Origin of the sequence: Mesorhizobium denitrificans, assembly GCF_003403035.1 — a bacterium.
GTDB lineage: Bacteria > Pseudomonadota > Alphaproteobacteria > Rhizobiales > Rhizobiaceae > Mesorhizobium_G > Mesorhizobium_G denitrificans.
Map to the genome: position 1 here is coordinate 100,833 of NZ_QURN01000012.1, position 20,158 is coordinate 120,990.

Sequence of the window (20,158 nt, forward strand, 5' to 3'; positions counted from 1 at the left end):
TGCTGTGTCGAAAGCAGCAGACCAAATGTAATGGCGCGTCCCTTCGCACCCGGCCAGCGTATTCCTATCGACCTCCTGTTGCGCGCATACGCGACCGGCGTGTTTCCTATGGCCGAAAGCGCCGACGATCCCGAAGTCTTTTGGGTGCAGCCGAAGTTGCGGGGCGTCATCCCGCTCGACGATTTTCATGTTCCGCGCAGCTTGGCGAAAGTAATCCGGCGCGGGACGTTCGAAATCCGGCTGGATCACGACTTCGCCGGTGTCATCGCCGGTTGCGCGGCGTCACGCGAGGGTCGGCTGTCGACGTGGATCAATGGCCCAATCCGTGAAGCCTATGCCGAACTCTACGCACGCGGTCATTGCCATACGGTCGAGGCATGGCGCAACGGCGCGCTTGTCGGCGGATTGTATGGCATCACTCTCGGGCGCGCGTTCTTCGGCGAAAGCATGTTTTCATATGAGCGCGACGCTTCGAAAGTGTGTCTGGTGCACTTGGTGGATCATTTGAAACGGCAGGGCTTCGTGCTGCTCGATACGCAGTTCACCACCGATCATCTTGTGAAGTTTGGCGCAATCGACGTGCCACGCCGGAAATATGAGCAAATGCTGGCCGAGGCATTGAAAGGCAAACCTGCAAGGTTTTTGGCTGAGTGAAAACGGCGTTTTGATCGGGTGCCGAGCGGTGGCGTCCCTAAACCAGTTCGACCTCGACAACGCCGGGGATAGCGCGCATCGCGGAGGCAACGCGGGTATCGAATTTGTAGCGCTCAGGCAGTTCGATCTCGACCTCGCCCTTCCCCTCATCTTTCAGCACGATGAAACTCACCTGCCCTTCGCCCTTGACGTTGAGTTGTGTTGCCAGCGCGGTAAGCGGCTTTGAATCACGCAGATAAATCCGCATTGATTTCTGAACCCGGGTCGCCTCTTGCTCCAGCGACTTCACGCTCTGAATGCGCAGGTTCACGCCTTCCGGGCGATCTTCAGCGGCTACGGTGATGACAAGCGAGCGACCGGGATCAAGCATGTCGCGATACTGCGCGAGCGTTTCCGCAAACAACACCGCCTCAAACTGGCCGGTCGTGTCGGAGAAAACGACGACGCCCATCTTGTTGCCCATGCGGGTCTTGCGTTCTTGCCGCGATGTGACCGTTCCGGCCAACCGTCCAGCGGTCGCGCCGCGCTTCACAGCAGCGGAAAACTCGGCCCATGTCTGCACGCGCATTTTGTCCAGCGCAGCCTTATATTCATCAAGCGGGTGCGCAGACAGATAAAAGCCGACGACTTGAAACTCCTTATGAAGACGCTCAGCCGCGAGCCAAGGCTCGGTCAGCGGCAGGCGAAGCGGTTCCGGCTTTCGCGATCCCGTCCCTGCCCCAAAAATATCGATCTGGCCGCTGGACGCACTGGATTGCGCGAACGCCGCCGCAGCCATCATCTGCTCGACGCCAGCAATCATCGCAGCGCGATCACGCCCAAAGCAATCCAGCGCACCTGCCATGATAAGGCTTTCAAACACGCGCTTGCCAACGATCTTCGGATCGACGCGCTGGACGAAATCTTCAAGGCTGTCGAATGGCCGCTCGTTGCGGCGTTCCACTATATGCTCGACCGCCGCGTCGCCGATGCCCTTGATGGCGGCCAACGCATAGAAAATCTTGTTTTCGCCAACCTCAAAATTTCGGAAGGACGTCATGACAGACGGCGGAATGACCTCGATGCCGAGCCGCGTAGCGTCCTGCCGGAAGTCATTCAACTTCTCGGTGTTCGACATATCCAGCGTCATGGACGCCGCCAAAAACTCGACCGGGAAATGTGCCTTCAGATAGGCCGTCTGATACGAAACCACCGCATAGGCGGCAGCGTGCGATTTGTTGAAGCCGTAGTCTGCGAACTTCGCCAGCAGATCGAAAATGAAATCCGCCTGCGGCTTCGCCACGCCGCGCTCGACCGATCCAGTAACAAAGCGCTCGCGCTGCTTGTCCATTTCCGCGCGGATCTTCTTGCCCATCGCGCGCCGCAGCAAATCTGCTTCGCCAAGCGAATAGCCCGCAAGCTCCTGCGCGATCTGCATGACCTGCTCCTGATAGACGATAACGCCCTGCGTTTCCGTCACCAGATGGTCGATCTTGGGGTGAATGGAGGCGATTTCCTCCTGCCCGTTCTTGCGATTATTATAGGTCGGGATGTTCTCCATCGGGCCGGGGCGATACAACGCCACCAGCGCGATAATGTCCTCGATCCGGTCCGGCTTCATGCCGAGCAGCGCCTTGCGCATGCCCGCACTTTCAACCTGAAACACGCCGACAACCTCGCCGCGCGCGAGCATTTCATATGTCTTGGTGTCGTCCAGTGGCAGCGCGGACAGGTCGATTTCCACCCCGCGCCGCTTGATGAGTTCAACCGCCGTCTGCAATACGGTAAGGGTCTTGAGCCCAAGGAAGTCGAACTTCACAAGGCCCGCGTCCTCGACCTTCTTCATGTTGAACTGCGTGACCGGCATGTCTGAGCGCGGATCGCGGTAGAGCGGCACCAGTTCCCACAAAGGACGGTCGCCGATGACGATGCCCGCAGCGTGGGTCGATGCATGGCGGTACAAGCCCTCCAGCTTCTGCGCCATCGCCAGCAGCGTCTCGACGATTGGCTCCTTTTCCGCTTCCTCCGCAAAGCGCGGCTCGCCCTCGATAGCCTTAGCGAGCGTTACCGGGTTGGCGGGGTTGGCAGGCACCATCTTGCAAAGCCGGTCCACCTGACCATACGGCATTTGTAGCACGCGCCCCACATCGCGCAGCACGGCGCGCGCCTGCAGCGTACCGAAGGTGATAATCTGGCCGACCTGGTCGCGACCATATTTCTGCTGGACGTAACGAATAACCTCCTCGCGACGGTCCTGACAGAAGTCGATGTCGAAGTCGGGCATCGAGACGCGATCAGGGTTGAGAAAGCGCTCGAAAAGCAGCGAGAAACGAAGCGGATCGATGTCTGTGATAGTCGTGGCGTAGGCCACCAGCGAGCCCGCGCCCGAACCGCGCCCCGGTCCAACCGGAATGCCCTGCGACTTCGCCCATTTGATAAAGTCTGCGACGATCAGAAAGTAGCCCGGATATTTCATCCGTTCGATGATCGACAACTCGTATTCGAGCCGCTTGTGATAGTCCTCAACGCTGTAGCCAGGATATGGGCCGTGCGCTGCAAGACGCGCGTCCAAGCCTTCGCGGGCCTGTCGCGCAAGTTCGGCCGCCTCCGCAGCAACAACCTCGTCGGCATTCGAAGCGTCACCGCCCGTAAAACGCGGAAGGATCGGCGCGCGGCTTTTCGGATAATAAGAGCAGCGGCGCGCAATCTCGATAGTGTTTTCAATCGCCTCCGGCAGATCGGCGAACAACATGGAGATTTCAGCGGACGACTTCAGGTAGTTGTCCGGCGACAATCGCCGACGATCATCCGACGCAACCACAGAACCTTCGGCGATTGCAATCAGCGCGTCATGCGCCTCGAAATCTTCCCGGCTCTGGAAAAACGCCTCGTTCGTCGCGACCAGCGGCAGCTCCATCGCATAGGCAAGCTCGACCGTCGCAGCCTCCAAGCCTCGATCATATCCGCCAAGGCGCTCAAGCTCGACATACAGCCTGTCACCGAACAGTTCCCGCAATTGCGAAAGCCGGGCCTCCGCAATTTCGGAATGGCCTTCCTTCAGCGCCGCGCCAATTGGCCCGCGCGGACCACCGGTCAAGCAAATCAGCCCATCGGTCAGCCCGCGCAACTGTTCGACATTGCGGTTCACGAGTTCACCAGACGGCGTTTCCAGATAGGCTGCGCTGACGATGCGCATGAGGTTCGAGTAGCCCTCACTCGTCGCGACCAGCAACACAATGGGCGCGAGTTCCGGTCCTTGTCGCCGCGCGGCTCGCGCAATGTCCGGGCCGCCGGATTCAAAATTGAGGTCGAGCTGCATGCCGATAACCGGCTGCACACCATCTTTCGAGGCTTTCTGCGCAAACTCAAGCGCGCCGAAAAGATTGTTGGTATCGGTGACAGCTATCGCGGGTGATTGATCCTTGACCGCATGGCCAACGATTTTGCCGTGCGGCAACGCACCTTCAAGCAGCGAATAGGCCGAATGCACACGCAGATGCACGAAAGTGCGCGCGACGGCGCGCGGCGACGCTTCGCCCTGCAGCGCGGCGCGCAAAATCGGATCACGAGGTGGTCGGTCGCCAGCCATCTTGGAGATATAGGGGATTCGCGCGCGAACAGCGACGCCCTAGCGAGCGCCGCCCACAGATAGTCTGCGCTCAGGCAAATTCCATGATAACCGCATCGACCGCGAGGCTGTCGCCCGGTTTGCAATTGATCTTGGCGATGGTGAGGTCGCGCTCAGCACGCAGCACGTTTTCCATCTTCATTGCTTCGACCACGGCCAGCGTTTCTCCAGCCTTGACCTCTTGCCCTTCCTTCGCGGAGATGGACACAACCAGACCCGGCATCGGACACAACAACATCTTCGACGTGTCCGGCGGCAGTTTGATAGGCATGAGCTTTTCAAGCTCGGCGGTGCGCGGGAGCATGGTCTTGGTTGTTACCGACATGCCCTTCCAGTCAATCCGCAAACCTTTAGGATCTGGGCGCAACTGTGCAGTTACGGATTGCCTGCCAACAGTGCCGTGCCAAACCGGCTCGCCCGGACGCCAATCCGACGCGACGGTGACGACCTTGCCGCCATTGATCGAAAGATCAGCCTCGAACGGGATGGACACCATGCCGTCGCGAAGCGAAACCTCGACATAGTCGTCATCAATTTTGACAACCCAATCCGGCTTGATCGCGCCGGAGTGCGGCGCGAGTCGCCCGGCCAACCTGTCCAGACGGTCACGGCGCAGCAATTCTACTGCTGTCGCGATGGCAGCGAGCACGCCCTTCTGAGACTCATCAGGCTTGATCGGCGCAAAGCCATCCGGAAATTCTTCGGCTATGAAGCCCGTGGACAACCTGCCCTCGCGCCAGCGCGGATGCTGCATAAGCGCGGAGAGAAACGGAATGTTGTGCTCGATGCCGTCAACGACGAAGCTGTCCAGCGCATCGGACATGGCGTCGATTGCCTCAAGGCGCGTAGGCGCCCAGGTGCAGAGCTTCGCGACCATCGGGTCGTAGAACATCGAAATTTCGGAGCCTTCCGTCACGCCGGTATCGTTGCGGATAACAGCATCGCCTATCGGACCTTCGGCTGGCGGCTGATAGCGCGTCAGGCGACCGATGGATGGCAGGAAATTGCGATATGGATCTTCGGCGTAAAGGCGGCTTTCAACGGCCCAGCCATTCAGCTTGACGTCTTTCTGTCCAAACGAGAGCTTTTCACCAGCCGCAATGCGGATCATCTGCTCAACCAGATCAACGCCTGTGATCAGCTCCGTAACCGGATGCTCAACCTGCAAACGTGTATTCATTTCAAGGAAATAGAAGTTTTTATTCTTATCGACGATAAACTCGACAGTACCCGCACTCTGATAGTCAACAGCCTTGGCAAGCGCGACGGCCTGCTCACCCATTGCCCGGCGTGTCGCCTCATCAAGAAATGGCGATGGCGCTTCTTCGACAACCTTCTGGTTACGGCGCTGAATGGAGCATTCGCGCTCGCCCAGATAGACGGCGTTGCCGTGACCATCGGCAAGCACCTGAATTTCGATGTGGCGCGGCTCGACGACGAATTTCTCAATGAATACGCGGTCATCGCCGAAGGAGTTCTTAGCTTCCGAACGAGCGCGATCAAAGCCGTCGCGCACCTCCGACTTGTCCCAGGCGATGCGCATACCCTTGCCGCCACCACCGGCGGAAGCCTTGATCATGACCGGATAGCCGATTTCGTCGGCAATCTTTTCGGCATGGTCCGCGTCTTCAATAACGCCTAGATAACCCGGAACGGTGTTCACCTTGGCCGCATTGGCGAACTTCTTTGACTCGATCTTGTCGCCCATCGCCTCAATCGCCTTGGGCTTGGGACCGATGAAAATAATGCCCTGCTTCTCCAGCGATTCACAGAAAGAGGCGCGCTCGGACAGGAACCCATAGCCGGGGTGAACCGCCTCAGCACCGGTCGCCTTGCACGCCTCAATTATCTTGTCCGCCAAAAGATAGCTTTGCGCGGCGGGTGCGGGCCCGATGTGAACGGCTTCGTCCGCCATCTCGACATGCATCGCATCGCGGTCTGCATCCGAGTAGACCGCCACCGTGGCAATGCCCATCTTGCGCGCCGTTTTGATTACTCGGCAGGCGATTTCACCACGATTGGCAATCAGTATCTTTTTGAACATCAAGCGGACTCCCGTGCGGCTTCTTTTATGAGCTTGTGCTTTAGGGTCAAGCGCAGCTTGTACACATCTTTCGTCGCAGACACAGATTTCCAAGGTTTGCTTGCCTGATAGGTGGAATCCTGAAAGGTTGCGCGGGCATTGCGTGAGAAGATTATGCCTAGCAGCCCTATTTACCGGCACTTTTCTTTCTATTTGGGGGCGGCGTCCGGTCTTGCGGCCTTATTGTTCGGTTGGTCGTTCGGCACAGATATTACACCTGTGATCGCGGCCAACGCGTTCTTTGCGGTCTACATCTGCACAACACTCGCGATGTTCAAGAACCTGACGCCTGACTACCTGCGTAAGCACGCGGCAAGCAGCGATGCGCCTGTCTGGCTAATCTTCCTCATGACGCTCTTTGCCGTCGTAGCGGCGATGATCTCGCTCTTTCTGTTGATAAACGGCAGGGCTGCAGCTGAACCGCTACATCTCGTCATCGCGCTGGTATCCGTGCCGCTCGGGTGGTTTACCATCCACCTGATGGCCGCAATTCATTACGCGCATCTATATTGGCAGCCCGGCCACGCCGCCGCAGACAAAACGGCGCGGCGCGGCTTGGAGTTTCCTGGCACAAAAGACCCACAAGGATTTGATTTTCTGTATTTTTCCTGCGTTATAGGAATGACCGCGCAAACCTCGGACGTGCAGATCACCGGCAGGCATATGCGCTTCTTCAGTTTGATCCACGGCATTGTTTCATTCTTCTTCAACACAGTAATCGTCGCCGCCGCCGTTAACCTGGCAGTTTCGCTCGGCAATTAATCGTGTCGCAGGGAGGTGACAGAGTGTCGGAGTTGGGTTATTTAGCAACTCGTCAGTGACTCGGATCCCTCAAAGGATTTTAGTCTGCCGGTTCGCGGGAGAGAGCAGCGCAAGCTGCCGCCGAAGGGGAAATCGCCCGAAATCTCTCAGGCAAAAGAACCGTTGCCGGTAATGACACTCTGGAAAGTCGGAACGAAAGTTCCGCGCCGAAGGTGTAAGTGCAACCGACAGAGTTCCGGTTGCGCGAGTCTCTCAGGCTTCAGACAGAGGGGCGCTCATTGGACCGCTTTTGCGGTTGAACAGGCGCGACTCTGGAGAAGTAATGACGGACATTTCGGCACGAGATTTACCCCTTAAAGATATTCACCTAGCTGCCGGCGCAAAGTTTGGTCCGTTCGCGGGCTGGAACATGCCGCTGACTTATCCGGCCGGCGTGATGAAGGAACACCTCCACACTCGCGAGCATGTCGGCCTGTTCGACATTTCGCACATGAAGCTGTTTGTCGTTTCCGGTTCGGGCGCGGCAGCAATGCTTGCAAAAGCCTGCCCAATAGATGCGGCTGCGATGCCGATCCGCCAATCCAAGCTGTCCTTTTTCTTAAATGACAATGCGGGCATCATGGACGACCTAATCATCACCCGGCTGGGCGATGAGCGTTTCATGGTCGTCGCGAATGCCGGAAACGCCGTTGCGGATGAAGCACACCTGCGCGCGGTGAGCGCGAATTTTAACGTCGTTCTCGAGCCGCTTGATCGTGTGTTTATCGCGATTCAGGGACCCGAAGCAGCTGCCGTTCTGGCCGATGCGGGCATCGATACCGGCGGTCTGGTTTTCATGAACGGCTTCGAGCCCCGCGCCAATTGGTTCATGAGCCGGTCGGGCTATACGGGCGAAGACGGTTTTGAAATTGGCTTGCCGGAAGCAGATGCGCGGGCTTTGGTCGAAAAGCTTGTAACGGATGAGCGCGCGCAGTGGATTGGCCTCGCCGCGCGCGACAGCCTTCGGTTGGAAGCCGGGCTCTGCCTGCACGGTAACGATATCGACGCCTCGACCAATCCGGTCAACGCTGCTTTGCTCTGGGCTATCCCGAAAGAGCTGCGCGAAACGGGTACGTTTATCGGCGCAGATGCGTTGCGCGCTGCAATAGCAGCTGGCGCAACCGAAAAGCGCGTCGGCCTGAAGCCGGAAGGGCGCCAGCCGGTTCGCGGCGGTGCGCCACTCGTGGACGACGACGGCAATTCTGTCGGGCGTGTTACTTCGGGCGGTTTCGGACCATCGGCGACTCATCCGGTCGCGATGGGCTATGTGCGCGCCGATCTCGCGAAGCCCGGCGCGGCCAAACTCTTTGCAGAAGTTCGCGGCAGCCGGATTCCGGTTGAAGTCGCGCCTCTCCCCTTCACCCAACACCGTTATTTCAAGGGATAACCATGTCGAAGACCTACTATACCGAAGACCATGAATGGCTCACCGTTGACGGTGGCGTGGCGACTGTCGGCATCACCGAATACGCGCAGGAACAGCTTGGCGACATCGTGTTCGTCGAGGCAGCCGAGGTCGGTAAGCAGATCAAGAAGGGCGACACCGCGGTCGTGGTGGAATCCGTCAAGGCAGCATCCGATGTGTATGCTCCGGTCGATGGCGAAATCGTCGAGGCGAATGACGCGCTCTCGTCGGATCCGGCGTTGGTGAACTCCGCTGCAACTGGCAATGGCTGGCTCTGGAAGATGAAGCTCGCCGATGAAGGCCAGCTCATCGGCCTCATGGATGAAGCCGCTTACAAGACCCATATTGGGTAACAACGGTCGCGCTTTCCCTCACCGGCCAACAGGCGAGGGAACACAAAAAGTATAAGCCGAATCTGGATGGACAACGCCATGAATAGCTACGCTTCCTTCGCTCCAAGGCACATCGGACCGGGAACAGCCGACACGCGCGCAATGCTTGCCGCGCTCGGCGTTCCATCGCTGGAAACGCTTATCAGTCAGGCAGTGCCCAACAAGATTCGGCTCGAGCGCCCACTAAACCTTCCGGCTGCGGCAACGGAAGCAGAAGCGCTTGCGGAGCTTGCGGAAAAGATGTCTGCAAACACCGTGCTCAAGAGCTTCGTGGGCTTGGGCTATCATGGCACGCATACCCCGCCGGTCATCCTGCGCAATATGTTCGAGAACCCGGCCTGGTACACCGCGTATACGCCGTATCAGGCAGAGATCAGCCAGGGCCGTCTGGAAATGCTTTTCAACTTCCAGACATTCGTAACGGAATTGACCGGGCTGCCGGTTGCATCCGCTTCCTTGCTGGACGAAGCGACCGCGCTTGCCGAAGCAATTGGCATCGCCTTCCGTCAGCACAGGGAAAAGCGCACGCGCATCGCATTTGCCAACGCCCCTCACCCGCAAACGCGCGACGTCGCAAAGACGCGCGCCGAGCCGCTCGGCATTGAAATCGATGGCGACACGGTCGACGAAAACACAGCCGCGCTCGTCGTTGCCTGGCCGGATACTTACGGCGTCTATGGCGACCAGAAGGCCAAGATCGCAGAAGCGAAGGCGGTTGGGGCGCTGGTCATTTTCGTTGCAGACCCGCTGGCGCTGACTGTTACGGATACGCCAGCCAGCCTCGGTGCGGACATTGCAGTTGGGTCCATGCAGCGCTTTGGCGTGCCGATGGGCTTTGGCGGCCCGCATGCTGCCTATTGCGCCGTGACAGACGCGCTTACCCGCCTGATGCCGGGTCGTCTCGTAGGTCAATCCGTGGATACAAAGGGTCGCCCCGGCTATCGATTGGCCCTGCAGACGCGCGAGCAGCACATCCGCCGCGATAAGGCCACGTCCAACATCTGCACCGCGCAGGCGCTGCTTGCGAATATGGCCACTGCATACGCGATCTGGCACGGACCGGAGGGCCTGCAAGCGATTGCCAATCAAACGCACGGGCTTGCGAGTCGCCTGGCTGCAGCGCTCAAGGCCAAGGGCCTCAACGTGCTCGGCGACCAGCGCTTCGATACGGTGACTATCGAACTCAAGGGACAGGCAAAGGCGAAGGCCAAGGAAGCGCAGAAGGACGGCCGTTTGCTTCGCATGGTCAATGACGACCTGATCGGCATTACCTTCGACGAAACCTCTACCGAAGCCGATTTGCAGGCAATTGCGGCGCTGTTTGGCGCGACTGCGCCTTCCAAATCGGAGCGCACCCTGCCCGGCAAGCCGCGCGACGCGAAATCGTTCCTGACCCAGCCGGCCTTCCATGAAAACCGCTCAGAAACGGATATGATGCGCTTCCTGCGCAAGCTGGCTGACAAGGATCTTGCGCTGGACCGCACGATGATCCCGCTCGGCTCTTGCACAATGAAGCTGAATGCCGCCGCCGAGATGATCCCGGTTAGCTGGCCGACGGTCGCCAATCTGCATCCCTTTGCGCCGAAGGCACATTCGACCGGATACAAAGCGATGTGTGACGACCTGGAGCGCTGGCTGGCCGAGATTACCGGGTTCCACGCCGTGTCGCTGCAGCCCAATGCGGGCAGTCAGGGCGAATATGCAGGGCTGCTTGCGATACGCCGTTACCATGAGGCGCGCGGCGAAACGAACCGCAACATCTGCCTTATCCCCTCGTCCGCGCATGGCACCAACCCAGCCAGCGCAGCGATGGCGGGTATGGAAGTCGTCGTGGTGAAGTGCGCCGCGAGCGGCGACATCGACATGGACGACATGCGCGCCAAGGTGGAGCAGCACTCGGCGAACCTTGCAGCGCTGATGATCACCTATCCTTCGACGCATGGTGTTTTCGAGGAAACCATCAAAGACATCTGCCAGCTGGTCCACGACAATGGCGGGCAGGTCTATCTCGACGGCGCGAACCTGAACGCGCTGGTCGGACTTGCACGTCCGGGTGACATTGGCGGCGACGTTTGCCACATGAACCTGCACAAGACCTTCTGCATTCCGCATGGCGGCGGCGGTCCGGGCGTTGGCCCAATCGGCGTGGCCAAGCATCTCGCGCCCTACCTGCCGGGCCACATCGACCACGGCAGCACGCATCCGGTTTCGGCGGCGCCTTACGGTTCTGCTTCCATTTTGCCGATCACGTGGATGTATATCCGCATGATGGGCGGCGACGGCCTGAAGCAGGCAACGGAGCATGCAATTCTCGCTGCAAACTATGTCGCGAACCGGCTGAAAGAGCATTATCCAGTGCTTTACAAGGGCCGCGGCGACCGCGTTGCGCATGAGTGCATTCTGGATACGCGTGTACTGAAGGACAGCGCGGGCATCACCGTTGACGACATCGCGAAGCGGCTGATCGACTACGGTTTCCACGCACCGACAATGTCTTGGCCGGTGGCCGGAACGCTGATGGTTGAGCCGACGGAATCCGAGCCGAAGCATGAGCTGGACCGCTTCTGTGATGCGATGATCGGTATCGCTAACGAAGCAGCAAAGGTTGCAAGCGGCGAGTGGTCAAAGACCGACAACCCGCTTCATAACGCTCCGCATACAGCAACTGAAACGCTGGTTGCAGAATGGACGCATCCTTATTCAAGACTCGAAGCGGCTTATCCCGCTTCTGACCCGGATACGGCAGCGAAATACTGGCCACCGGTTTCGCGCATCGACAATGTTGCGGGAGATCGCAATCTGGTCTGCTCCTGCCCACCGCTGAGCGAATATAGCGACGCTGCCGAGTAACAGTTTCAGGCGGGCACTCAGCCCGCCTTTCTGTTTTCGTCGAAGAATACGACCCGGTTTCGCCCTTCCCGCTTGGCCGCGTAAAGCGCACGGTCAGCATCAGTCAGAACGTCAACGAGACTGGACCCTGTTCCAGAACCAAAACTGATGCCGACACTAACGGTGCACTTGACCGGGCCGAGGTCCGTCTGAATCTCCCGGTCGGCATAGGCCTGCGAAATGCTGCTGGCGATCGCTTCCACCTGATGGCGGCTGACGCGAGACACAATCATGGCAAATTCTTCACCGCCAAGGCGGAAGGAATGATCGTTTGGCCGGGTATGTTCCGACATAATCGCGCTGAACATGCGCAGTGCTTCATCGCCAACGGCATGGCCGAACAGATCGTTGGTGCGCTTGAAATGATCGAGGTCAAACATCGCCACGGCGGTGAAGCGTCCAAACTGCTTGTCCGCATAAAGTGATTGCAGCGCCCTGCGATTCATCAAGCCAGTGAGAGAATCGCGCATCGCTTCAGTCTCATGCTGCACGCTGGCGCGAATGTTGTGCAATGTTAGCAGCAGGCCGCCCAGACCCGTCATGCAGGCAACAGAGACAATAATGTTGGCACGCTCCGCCCAATTGTCCGGCACATGGCCCAGTTGCCACTGGCCATTGAAAAACAACACGGCGCCGCAGGCTGCGAACGAAGCCGCGCACAGCACGAATAGCGACGAGACAAGCGTCATCAGCGCCCGCGATTCAGCACGAAAAGACCAGTGAATGAGGCCGATTAGCGTGAGCAGCAACGCGGTCATTAAATAGGCCAAGATGAAAGCCGCGCCATCGACACCACTCAACACGAGCGCTGTGGTGCCGATTGCGGAACATCCAGCTATTAGCAAGGCATCGTGAACGCTCTTGGGCATGCCATAAAGCTGACGCGCCGAGGCAAGAACCATCGCCATGCCCGCGGGCAGTAACGCCAGCATGATGCAAGCAATCAGGCGGCTGGGGTTATTGGCGTAGATCCAGTAGAAAATGACGTGCGCAACGAGTGCGCCGACGCCCGCCGCGCTGGTGACAAGGTGTCTGTGTTGACGGGCGGGCACCCAAACGACGAGCAGCGCCACAACCAGGAACGCACCCGACAAAGCCGCCGCCAATAGCAATGAAACATAGTCTAAGGCCATGCTCGTTCCGCATCATGCCGCCGCGCATATCAATGCACGACGGATCCCTGCCGCCCCTCAGTCGTCAAAGTAATATCATCATATTTATGGAAGCATCCTCAAATGGTGAGAATTTTCACTATTTGATTCAGACCCTTGTGTAGAATGATGTCGCGCGTTATGCCGAACATAACCGGAACGCTTGTTGTTCACCCCTTCAAAATGGCAGTATCGCCAAACTGATTCGATCACGCTCATGGCAGACATGGACCAACCAAGCGATCTTTTCTCTAAGCTCGACGATGCGGGCCGCGCGGCGCAGCGCAAGGCGGATACAATTGTTCAGGCTGTGAAGAAGACCGGGCAGGTCAAAGACGGCAGCGAAAGCTATAGCGCCGCCGACATTGAAGTGCTGGAGGGGCTGGAGCCCGTACGCCGTCGCCCCGGTATGTATATTGGCGGCACAGATGAAAAAGCGCTTCATCACCTGTTTGCCGAAGTCATCGACAACTCGATGGACGAGGCTGTCGCAGGTCACGCGACTTTCATCGAAGTTGAACTCGATGCGCAGGGGTTCCTGACCGTTACCGATAATGGTCGCGGGATTCCGGTGGACCCGCACCCCAAGTTTAAGGACAAGTCGGCGCTTGAAGTCATCATGACCACGCTGCACGCCGGTGGCAAATTTGACTCGAAGGTTTACGAGACGTCGGGCGGCTTGCACGGCGTCGGCATTTCGGTCGTCAACGCTCTTTCTGATGTGCTGGAGGTAGAGGTCGCGCGCGGCCGGCAATTATTTCGCCAGCGGTTTACGCGCGGCATCCCGGTCGGCAAGCTTGAAAAACTCGGTGAAGTGCATAATCGCCGTGGCACACGCGTTCGCTTCCATCCTGATGCTGAGATTTTCGGCAAGAGCGCCGCGTTCGAGCCTGCGCGCCTTTATCGTATGGCGCGCTCGAAGGCATATCTCTTCGGCGGCGTAAATATACGCTGGTCGTGTGATCCATCGCTTCTGAAAGAGAAAGACACGACGCCTGCCAAGGCCGAGTTCCATTTCCCCGGTGGCCTGAAGGACTATCTCGCCGCCTCGCTGGGTGACGAATTTCAGGTCACCCGCGAGATTTTTTCAGGAAAGAGCGACCGCCAGGGTGGCCATGGTTCAGTGGAATGGGCTGTAACCTGGTATGGCGGCGACGGCTTCATCAATTCCTATTGCAACACCATCCCCACGCATGAGGGCGGAACGCACGAAACCGGCTTCCGCAACGTGCTGCTGCGAGGCTTGCGAGGCTATGCCGATCTGACAGGCAATAAGCGCGCGTCCATCGTGACGAGTGAAGACGTGATGATTTCCGCTGCGGGCATGTTGTCGGTTTTCATCCGCGAGCCGGAATTTGTCGGCCAGACCAAGGACCGCCTCGCAACGCTTGAAGCAATTCGCATCGTTGAGGGTGCGGTGCGCGATGCGTTCGACCATTGGCTTGCCGACAATCCGCAGGAAGCTTCGAAACTTTTGGAATGGGTTATTGCCCGTGCGGACGAGCGTGTGCGTCGCCGGCAGGAAAAGGAAGTCAGCCGCAAGTCTGCGGTGCGCAAGTTGCGCCTTCCAGGCAAGCTGGCGGATTGCACGCAAAACGCCGCCGCGGGTGCCGAAATCTTCATCGTGGAAGGTGACTCGGCAGGCGGTTCGGCCAAGCAGGCGCGCGATCGGCAGATGCAGGCGGTGCTGCCGCTGCGGGGCAAGATCCTGAACGTCGCCAGCGCCGGCAACGACAAGCTTGCGGGCAATCAGCAGATAGGCGATCTCATTCAAGCGCTGGGTTGCGGCACGCGGTCGAAATATCGCGACGAAGATCTGCGCTATGATCGCGTTGTGATCATGACGGACGCCGATGTTGACGGCGCCCACATCGCCTCATTGCTCATCACCTTCTTCTATCAAGAAATGCCCGCGCTGATACGCGGTGGCCATCTCTATATGGCCGTGCCGCCGCTCTACAAAATCAGCCAGGGCGGCAAAACCATGTATGCGCGCGACGATGCGCATAAGGATGAATTGCTGCGCACCGAGTTTACCGGTCGCGGCAAGGTGGAGATCGGGCGCTTCAAGGGTTTGGGCGAAATGCTCGCAAGCCAGCTCAAGGAAACGACGATGGACCCGAAGAAGCGCACGCTGCTACGCGTCGAGGTCATTGACGATGAAGTGCAAACCCGCAGCGCTGTGGATGCATTGATGGGAACCAAGGCCGACGCGCGCTTCCGCTTCATTCAGGAAAGAGCTGAGTTCGCGCAAGAAGAAGCGCTCGATATTTGAGCGCTTCGAAGTGGCGTTAGGCCGCGCGGATTGCTAGCGCGTGCCCGCGTGCATTGGTGCGCAGCGCTTCCAGATGCACTGCTTTCAGCATGGCCGAAAGATCGCTGCCATCATCGCCAAGCTCTTTCAGCATCAGCCAGCTTGCTTCCTGAACGCCAGCAGCGCGCTTGCCGCGAGCAACGTCTCGCCAAATCTGCAACGCACGGCGCACCACCTCGTGGGTCCGTTCGGGCAAACCTGCCTTGCGACACAGCGCATAAAGAGCGTTGTCAAAACCGTTGGCGATAAGCGCGCTGACTTGTTCGTGCGGATGCCCGGTGAGCGCAACGAGCGAGGCACCGAAGAAATCGACTTTCCCGTGCGCAAGGGCGCGAATGAGGAAGCGAGGCGTCAGATCACCACGCAACCGCAGATGCTCGACCAGTGCTGGAAACTCCGAGGTCGGCGTGCGATCGATCAGCGTCACAGACGCTTTCAGCCACGCATCCTTGAGAACGCGGCCTGCGCGCTCGCCGTGGAATATCGCTCTCACGAGCGGGGATTGCATGAGTGCTTCGCCGAGCCGCACAAGCAATTCGTGGCGGGATTCGGCGGGCAATCTCCGGTCGGCAATTAGCGCTTCACGCACGCGCGCCACTCCACCGAAGCGCTCTGTGATGCGCTTGAAGCTGAGTTCGGCAATATCTGCCCCGACATTTCCGAGAAGCACGATGCAAGCTTCCGCATCGCCCATTTCGGCGATAGCGGCAGATAAGGACATTGAGACAACAGGACGGTCGGCAATAATTGCCTGAACGGCTGGCTCCCCTACCCGCGCACGCTCGATCAAATCGCCATCGGAAAGCAGCGGTGAGCGACCAAGCACAAGTTCGGCCACTTCCGGCTGGTCGGATGCTAGCGCACTGATGATCTGCGGTGGCGCGACGCGGCTCATGGAAAGCACCTCCGCCAGCGCCATGCGCACTTTCACCGATGGATCATCCAGCAAAAACGTCAGCGCCGCATCGGCGGCGCATCGGTCATCCACCGGCAGATCGCCATTAATATAAGTCCGCGCCAGCGCCGCAGCCGCCGCTGCTCGCTCCGTTGCCGCCGCAGTCTGTACCCATCTCAAGAAATGCTCGACAATCATCTGGAATCGCATTCTCCGCCACACATCCAACGCTAGGCCGGAAATGGTTTACGAAGCGTTCACCATATTCTTTAACCTCCAGTGAAGTCCGTGACAGTGCTTGCGGAGGGCGAGAGCGCCGCATATGGAGGATCGAAAAGGGAGGACTAGATGGCCGGACTCTATCTTGAAGAATTTACTGCCGGACGCGTGTTCAAACACCAACTGACCAAGACCGTGACCGAGAGCGACAACATGTTTTTCTCGGTGATGACGCTGAACCCGCAGCCGCTTCACATTGATTTTGACTTCGCGTCAAAGACCGAATGGGGCAAGCCGTTGGTCAACTCGCTTTTCACACTCGGCCTTATGATCGGCATTTCCGTGCATGACACGACGCTGGGCACCACAATTGGTAACCTCGGCATGACGGAAACGGTGTTCCCTCACCCCGTTTTTCACGGCGATACGATCCGCGTTGAAACCGAGGTGAAATCAGTGCGGGAATCGAAATCGAAGAATGATCGCGGCATCGTGGAATTCGAACACCGCGCTTATAATCAGCACGGCGAACTCGTAGCTAAAACCACGCGGCAGGCCATGCTGAGAAAGAAGCCTTCCTGATGCGTTCGCTGTTATTCGTACCGGGAGATTCGGAGAAGAAGCTCGCCAAGGGCTTCGCGTCTGCGACAGATGTCATCATCGTTGACCTCGAAGATTCTGTTTCGCTCGCCAATAAGGAAGCGGCGCGCGCCATCGCGGCTGCATTCATTACCGCCGAACGACACACGACGCGCGCCCAGATATTCGTCCGAGTCAACGACCTTTCGACCGGCTTGACCGACAAGGATCTTGCGGCGCTGGTTTCGGTGCGGCCCGATGGCATCATGTTGCCCAAGTCGAACAGCGGAAAAGATGTCCAGCGTTTGGCCGCAATGCTCCGCGTTCATGAAGCGGAAGCCGGATTGGGGGACGGTGACACCCGCATTCTTCCGCTTATCACAGAGACTCCAGCAGGTGTTTTCACCGGCGGAACTTACGCCAATTGCAGCCCGCGCCTTGCCGGTCTGACCTGGGGCGCTGAAGATCTGTCTGCCGCACTCGGCGCGCGCACCGCACGGGATGCGACGGGGCGCTATACGGATGCGTTTCGGCTCGCTCGCGCCGTTACGTTGCTTGCGGCAGCGGCGGCGGACATTCCCGCCGTCGATACGGTTTTCCCTAATTTCCGCGATATGGCAGGCTTCGAAGCAGAATGCACTGAGGCCGAGCGTGACGGCTTCACTGCGAAAATGGCGATCCATCCAGATCAGGTGCCGATAATCAACGCCGCTTTCACACCTTCAGCAGAAGCGCTGGAGCGCGCCCGCGCGATTGTGCAGGCGTTCGCTGATGCGGGCAATCCCGGCGTTGTGGCCGTAGAAGGCAAAATGTACGATCGACCGCATTTGAGGCTGGCCGAAAGACTGATAGCACGCGCTTCCAGCGTGGCCGGCTGATCAATCTTCCCAGCGTGGGCGCCGCATTGAAAAAACGTCGTCCACCGTTGCGAAATCCATATAGCCCAGGCGACTTACATTGCCCGCTTTCACCGTGTCGAACAGTCCGTCCTTGAGATAGGCGTCGGAAATATAGACGCCCACGACCTGCCCGATCACCACAATCGCGTCCGTAGCGTTGCCGTTCAAATCACGGGGACGCAGCACTTCCGTGACCTTGCATTCCAGCGCAGCAGGCGCTTCCGCCACACGCGGCGGACGCACGAGACGCGAGGGCGCTGTTTCCAGTTCGGCGTAGTCGAACTCACTAACCCCACGCGGAGCGTTGACGGAACTCGCATTCATCTTGCGCGCGAGTTCGCGCCCAACGAGATTGGCGACAAACTCGCCGGTATCCTGTGCTGCGGTGGCGCTGTCCTTTGAACCATCAGACGAAAACCACACCAGCGGCGGATTGCCGCTAAGTGCGTTGAAATAAGAATACGGCGCAAGATTGAGCGCGCCGTCACGGCTCAGCGTGGATATCCAGCCAATCGGGCGCGGGGAAACGATAGCCTTGAAGGGATCGTGCGGCAGCCCATGACCAGCAGACGGTTCGTAAAACATAGAGCGTTTCCCGAATTATCCCTTCCAAGGGCCTGAATAATCAGAATAAAGCGTAGTGGAATCGGCGCGTGGTCGTTCAACGGCTTTGCCGTCATAAGTGCCGATATGCACAAAACCGATCACGCGCTCGTCCGGCGCCAGTCCCAATATTGCGCGGCCTTCTTCGGTATCGGAATACCAATTCGTGATCCAGTTGGCGCCAAACCCCATCGCGCTCGCGCCGTTCAGCAGGTTCATCGCCGCAGCGCCGCCGGACAAGAACATTTCCCATTGCGGAATTTTGGGATTTTCTTTCGGCGCAAAAACAACGCCGATCACCACCGGCGCACGAGAAAACCGCGTCAATTCCTGATTGCGCCGCCCCTCGGACAACGGTCCTTCGCGTTTTTCCGCAAGCTCGGCCAGCTTCTCGCCGATCTCGTGCCGCGCCCTTCCGCGATAGACGATGAAGCGCCAGGGGGCCAGCCGGCCATGATCCGGCACGCGCGATGCGATGCGGATCAGGGTCGAGATTGCGGCATCATCCGGCCCCGGCTCGTGCATTTCCTGAATAGGCGGCGAGGAACGCGTGAGCAGAAAATCAATTACATCTTTTTTCAAGGGTATACTCCCGGAAAGCTTCAGGTCCGGCTGGCTTTCAGCTTGGCTGGAAATCGGCCATGAAATTGCCATCGCGACTCGCTTGATGGCAAGCTATGTATGAGGGGATGAAACGTCAATTTGCACTTATTTCGATTCTGTCTGCGCTGGCTCTGCCCGCCGCAGCGCAGGATTTTAGTGCGCCCGGCATGCCGGACCCAGCGCTGCCGAACATTTCCGGAGCCGCCCTTCCCGGCATCTCGGGCTATGCCCCTGCCGCGCCGAAAGGCCCACTTTCGCGCGTTGCAAATGTTTCGCTGAGCCTGAAAGCGAAGCTGACGGACAATGGCGAAGACCTCACGCGCGGACTGACATGGCGGGTTTTCCGCCCTGATCCGGGACCCGACGGCAAGCTGCCGCTGGTCGCGTCATCGCAAGGCGGCAGCGCCACTTTCGAACTGGTGCCGGGCAGCTATCTGGTGCACGCCGCCTTTGGCCGAGCTGGCGCAACCAAGCGCATAACGCTGCGCAAAGACGCCGCGACGGAAGTTGTGGTGCTGGATGCTGGCGGATTGAAGCTCAATGCAGTCGGGCCCGGCGGCAAGCAGGTTCACGCGGAAAAGCTGCGCTTTTCGATCTACGAAGCGAAACAGGATGCTAACGGCGATCGCCCTCTTGTCGCTAAGGATATAAAGCCGAACTCTGTCGTGCGGCTCAATGCGGGCATGTATCACGTCGTTTCCACTTATGGCGCGATCAACGCTGTGGTGCGGTCTGATATTCGTGTGGAAGCCGGCAAGCTCACCGAAGCTGCTGTCGAACATTCAGCAGGCGAAATAACGCTTAAGCTCGTTCGCGAAGCCGGTGGCGAGGCGCTGGCCGACACGAGTTGGTCGATACTGACCGAGTCGGGCGATCCCGTTACCGAAAAAGTCGGCCCCTACGCGTCCATGGTGCTGGCAAACGGCAATTACACGGTCATTGCCAAGAATCGCGACCACATTTACCAGCGCAACATTACCGTCGAAGGCGGAATTGATGCCGAGCTGGAAGTGTTGGCGAATGAACAGTCCGAAATCGATCCCGGTGATGGCGAATGACGTCGC

General features: G+C 58.7%; 15 protein-coding genes and 1 riboswitch. Of the genes, 9 read left to right on the forward strand and 6 right to left on the reverse strand.

What is annotated here, in order from left to right:
* Window positions 1–30 precede the first annotated feature (30 nt).
* Window positions 31–654, forward strand: coding sequence for a leucyl/phenylalanyl-tRNA--protein transferase (aat, locus tag DY251_RS15565; RefSeq protein ID WP_116624835.1), 624 nt, complete (start codon window positions 31–33; stop codon window positions 652–654).
* 37 nt (window positions 655–691) lie between these two features.
* On the opposite strand, the gene dnaE is transcribed toward aat, so the two are convergent.
* Window positions 692–4,222 (reverse strand): DNA polymerase III subunit alpha, encoded by a 3,531-nt coding sequence (dnaE, locus tag DY251_RS15570; RefSeq protein ID WP_116624836.1) that lies wholly within the window; start codon window positions 4,220–4,222, stop codon window positions 692–694.
* 70 nt (window positions 4,223–4,292) lie between these two features.
* Window positions 4,293–6,305 carry an acetyl-CoA carboxylase biotin carboxylase subunit gene (locus DY251_RS15575; RefSeq protein ID WP_116624837.1) on the reverse strand — a complete coding sequence of 671 codons (2,013 nt, stop codon included), beginning with the start codon at window positions 6,303–6,305 and terminating at the stop codon, window positions 4,293–4,295.
* A gap of 153 nt (window positions 6,306–6,458) precedes the next feature.
* Between DY251_RS15575 and DY251_RS15580 the strand changes: the two genes are divergently transcribed.
* The 4 genes from DY251_RS15580 to gcvP all read left to right on the forward strand — a co-directional run bounded on the left by DY251_RS15580 (window position 6,459) and on the right by gcvP (window position 11,792).
* On the forward strand, window positions 6,459–7,106 hold the full coding sequence (locus tag DY251_RS15580; RefSeq protein WP_116624838.1) for a DUF1345 domain-containing protein: 648 nt from the start codon (window positions 6,459–6,461) through the stop codon (window positions 7,104–7,106).
* Window positions 7,107–7,191: 85 nt separating this feature from the next.
* Window positions 7,192–7,278: riboswitch (glycine riboswitch) on the forward strand.
* Between the two features lie 150 nt (window positions 7,279–7,428).
* On the forward strand, window positions 7,429–8,532 hold the full coding sequence (gene gcvT, locus DY251_RS15585; RefSeq protein WP_116624839.1) for a glycine cleavage system aminomethyltransferase GcvT: 1,104 nt from the start codon (window positions 7,429–7,431) through the stop codon (window positions 8,530–8,532).
* Window positions 8,533–8,534: 2 nt separating this feature from the next.
* Window positions 8,535–8,903: a glycine cleavage system protein GcvH gene (gene gcvH / locus DY251_RS15590; RefSeq protein ID WP_116624840.1), complete on the forward strand. Its 369-nt coding sequence runs from the start codon at window positions 8,535–8,537 to the stop codon at window positions 8,901–8,903.
* 78 nt (window positions 8,904–8,981) lie between these two features.
* Entirely contained in the window at window positions 8,982–11,792 is a 2,811-nt protein-coding gene (gene gcvP, locus DY251_RS15595) for an aminomethyl-transferring glycine dehydrogenase (protein ID WP_116624895.1), read from the forward strand.
* 17 nt (window positions 11,793–11,809) lie between these two features.
* Here gcvP and DY251_RS15600 read toward each other — a convergent pair whose 3' ends face one another.
* Window positions 11,810–12,964 carry a GGDEF domain-containing protein gene (locus tag DY251_RS15600; RefSeq protein WP_116624841.1) on the reverse strand — a complete coding sequence of 385 codons (1,155 nt, stop codon included), beginning with the start codon at window positions 12,962–12,964 and terminating at the stop codon, window positions 11,810–11,812.
* A gap of 244 nt (window positions 12,965–13,208) precedes the next feature.
* On the opposite strand from DY251_RS15600, the gene parE reads away from it, so the two are divergent.
* A complete protein-coding gene (parE, locus tag DY251_RS15605) occupies window positions 13,209–15,257 on the forward strand; it encodes a DNA topoisomerase IV subunit B (RefSeq protein WP_116624896.1) in 2,049 nt (682 codons plus the stop codon).
* Window positions 15,258–15,273: 16 nt separating this feature from the next.
* Here parE and DY251_RS15610 read toward each other — a convergent pair whose 3' ends face one another.
* Window positions 15,274–16,389, reverse strand: a complete 1,116-nt coding sequence (locus DY251_RS15610; protein ID WP_116624897.1) for a DUF2336 domain-containing protein — start codon at window positions 16,387–16,389, stop codon at window positions 15,274–15,276.
* Between the two features lie 150 nt (window positions 16,390–16,539).
* Here DY251_RS15610 and DY251_RS15615 point away from each other — a divergent pair, with 150 nt between their 5' ends.
* Together DY251_RS15615 and DY251_RS15620 are read left to right on the forward strand one after the other, a co-directional pair.
* Entirely contained in the window at window positions 16,540–16,992 is a 453-nt protein-coding gene (locus DY251_RS15615; protein ID WP_116624842.1) for a MaoC family dehydratase, read from the forward strand.
* Window positions 16,992–17,867 carry an HpcH/HpaI aldolase/citrate lyase family protein gene (locus DY251_RS15620; protein ID WP_116624843.1) on the forward strand — a complete coding sequence of 292 codons (876 nt, stop codon included), beginning with the start codon at window positions 16,992–16,994 and terminating at the stop codon, window positions 17,865–17,867. The genes DY251_RS15615 and DY251_RS15620 overlap by 1 nt, the downstream gene beginning before the upstream one ends.
* On the opposite strand, the gene DY251_RS15625 is transcribed toward DY251_RS15620, so the two are convergent.
* On the reverse strand, window positions 17,868–18,473 hold the full coding sequence (locus DY251_RS15625) for a flavin reductase family protein (RefSeq protein ID WP_116624844.1): 606 nt from the start codon (window positions 18,471–18,473) through the stop codon (window positions 17,868–17,870).
* Window positions 18,474–18,488: 15 nt separating this feature from the next.
* On the reverse strand, window positions 18,489–19,016 hold the full coding sequence (locus DY251_RS15630; protein WP_425373310.1) for a nitroreductase family protein: 528 nt from the start codon (window positions 19,014–19,016) through the stop codon (window positions 18,489–18,491).
* Window positions 19,017–19,168: 152 nt separating this feature from the next.
* Between DY251_RS15630 and DY251_RS15635 the strand changes: the two genes are divergently transcribed.
* Entirely contained in the window at window positions 19,169–20,152 is a 984-nt protein-coding gene (locus DY251_RS15635) for a hypothetical protein (RefSeq protein ID WP_425373309.1), read from the forward strand.
* Window positions 20,153–20,158 lie beyond the last annotated feature (6 nt).

Bases quoted from the DNA above. Each gene is read 5' to 3' on its own strand.
- DY251_RS15625 (WP_116624844.1), bottom strand. From the start codon at position 18,473: ATGTTTTACGAACCGTCTGCTGGTCATGGGCTGCCGCACGATCCCTTC.
- DY251_RS15610 (WP_116624897.1), bottom strand. From the start codon at position 16,389: ATGATTGTCGAGCATTTCTTGAGATGGGTACAGACTGCGGCGGCAACG.
- gcvH (WP_116624840.1), top strand. From the start codon at position 8,535: ATGTCGAAGACCTACTATACCGAAGACCATGAATGGCTCACCGTTGAC.
- parE (WP_116624896.1), top strand. From the start codon at position 13,209: ATGGACCAACCAAGCGATCTTTTCTCTAAGCTCGACGATGCGGGCCGC.
- gcvT (WP_116624839.1), top strand. From the start codon at position 7,429: ATGACGGACATTTCGGCACGAGATTTACCCCTTAAAGATATTCACCTA.
- DY251_RS15575 (WP_116624837.1), bottom strand. From the start codon at position 6,305: ATGTTCAAAAAGATACTGATTGCCAATCGTGGTGAAATCGCCTGCCGA.
- aat (WP_116624835.1), top strand. From the start codon at position 31: ATGGCGCGTCCCTTCGCACCCGGCCAGCGTATTCCTATCGACCTCCTG.
- DY251_RS15620 (WP_116624843.1), top strand. From the start codon at position 16,992: ATGCGTTCGCTGTTATTCGTACCGGGAGATTCGGAGAAGAAGCTCGCC.
- gcvP (WP_116624895.1), top strand. From the start codon at position 8,982: ATGAATAGCTACGCTTCCTTCGCTCCAAGGCACATCGGACCGGGAACA.
- DY251_RS15580 (WP_116624838.1), top strand. From the start codon at position 6,459: ATGCCTAGCAGCCCTATTTACCGGCACTTTTCTTTCTATTTGGGGGCG.
- DY251_RS15630 (WP_425373310.1), bottom strand. From the start codon at position 19,016: ATGCACGAGCCGGGGCCGGATGATGCCGCAATCTCGACCCTGATCCGC.
- dnaE (WP_116624836.1), bottom strand. From the start codon at position 4,222: ATGGCTGGCGACCGACCACCTCGTGATCCGATTTTGCGCGCCGCGCTG.
- DY251_RS15615 (WP_116624842.1), top strand. From the start codon at position 16,540: ATGGCCGGACTCTATCTTGAAGAATTTACTGCCGGACGCGTGTTCAAA.
- DY251_RS15635 (WP_425373309.1), top strand. From the start codon at position 19,169: ATGTATGAGGGGATGAAACGTCAATTTGCACTTATTTCGATTCTGTCT.
- DY251_RS15600 (WP_116624841.1), bottom strand. From the start codon at position 12,964: ATGGCCTTAGACTATGTTTCATTGCTATTGGCGGCGGCTTTGTCGGGT.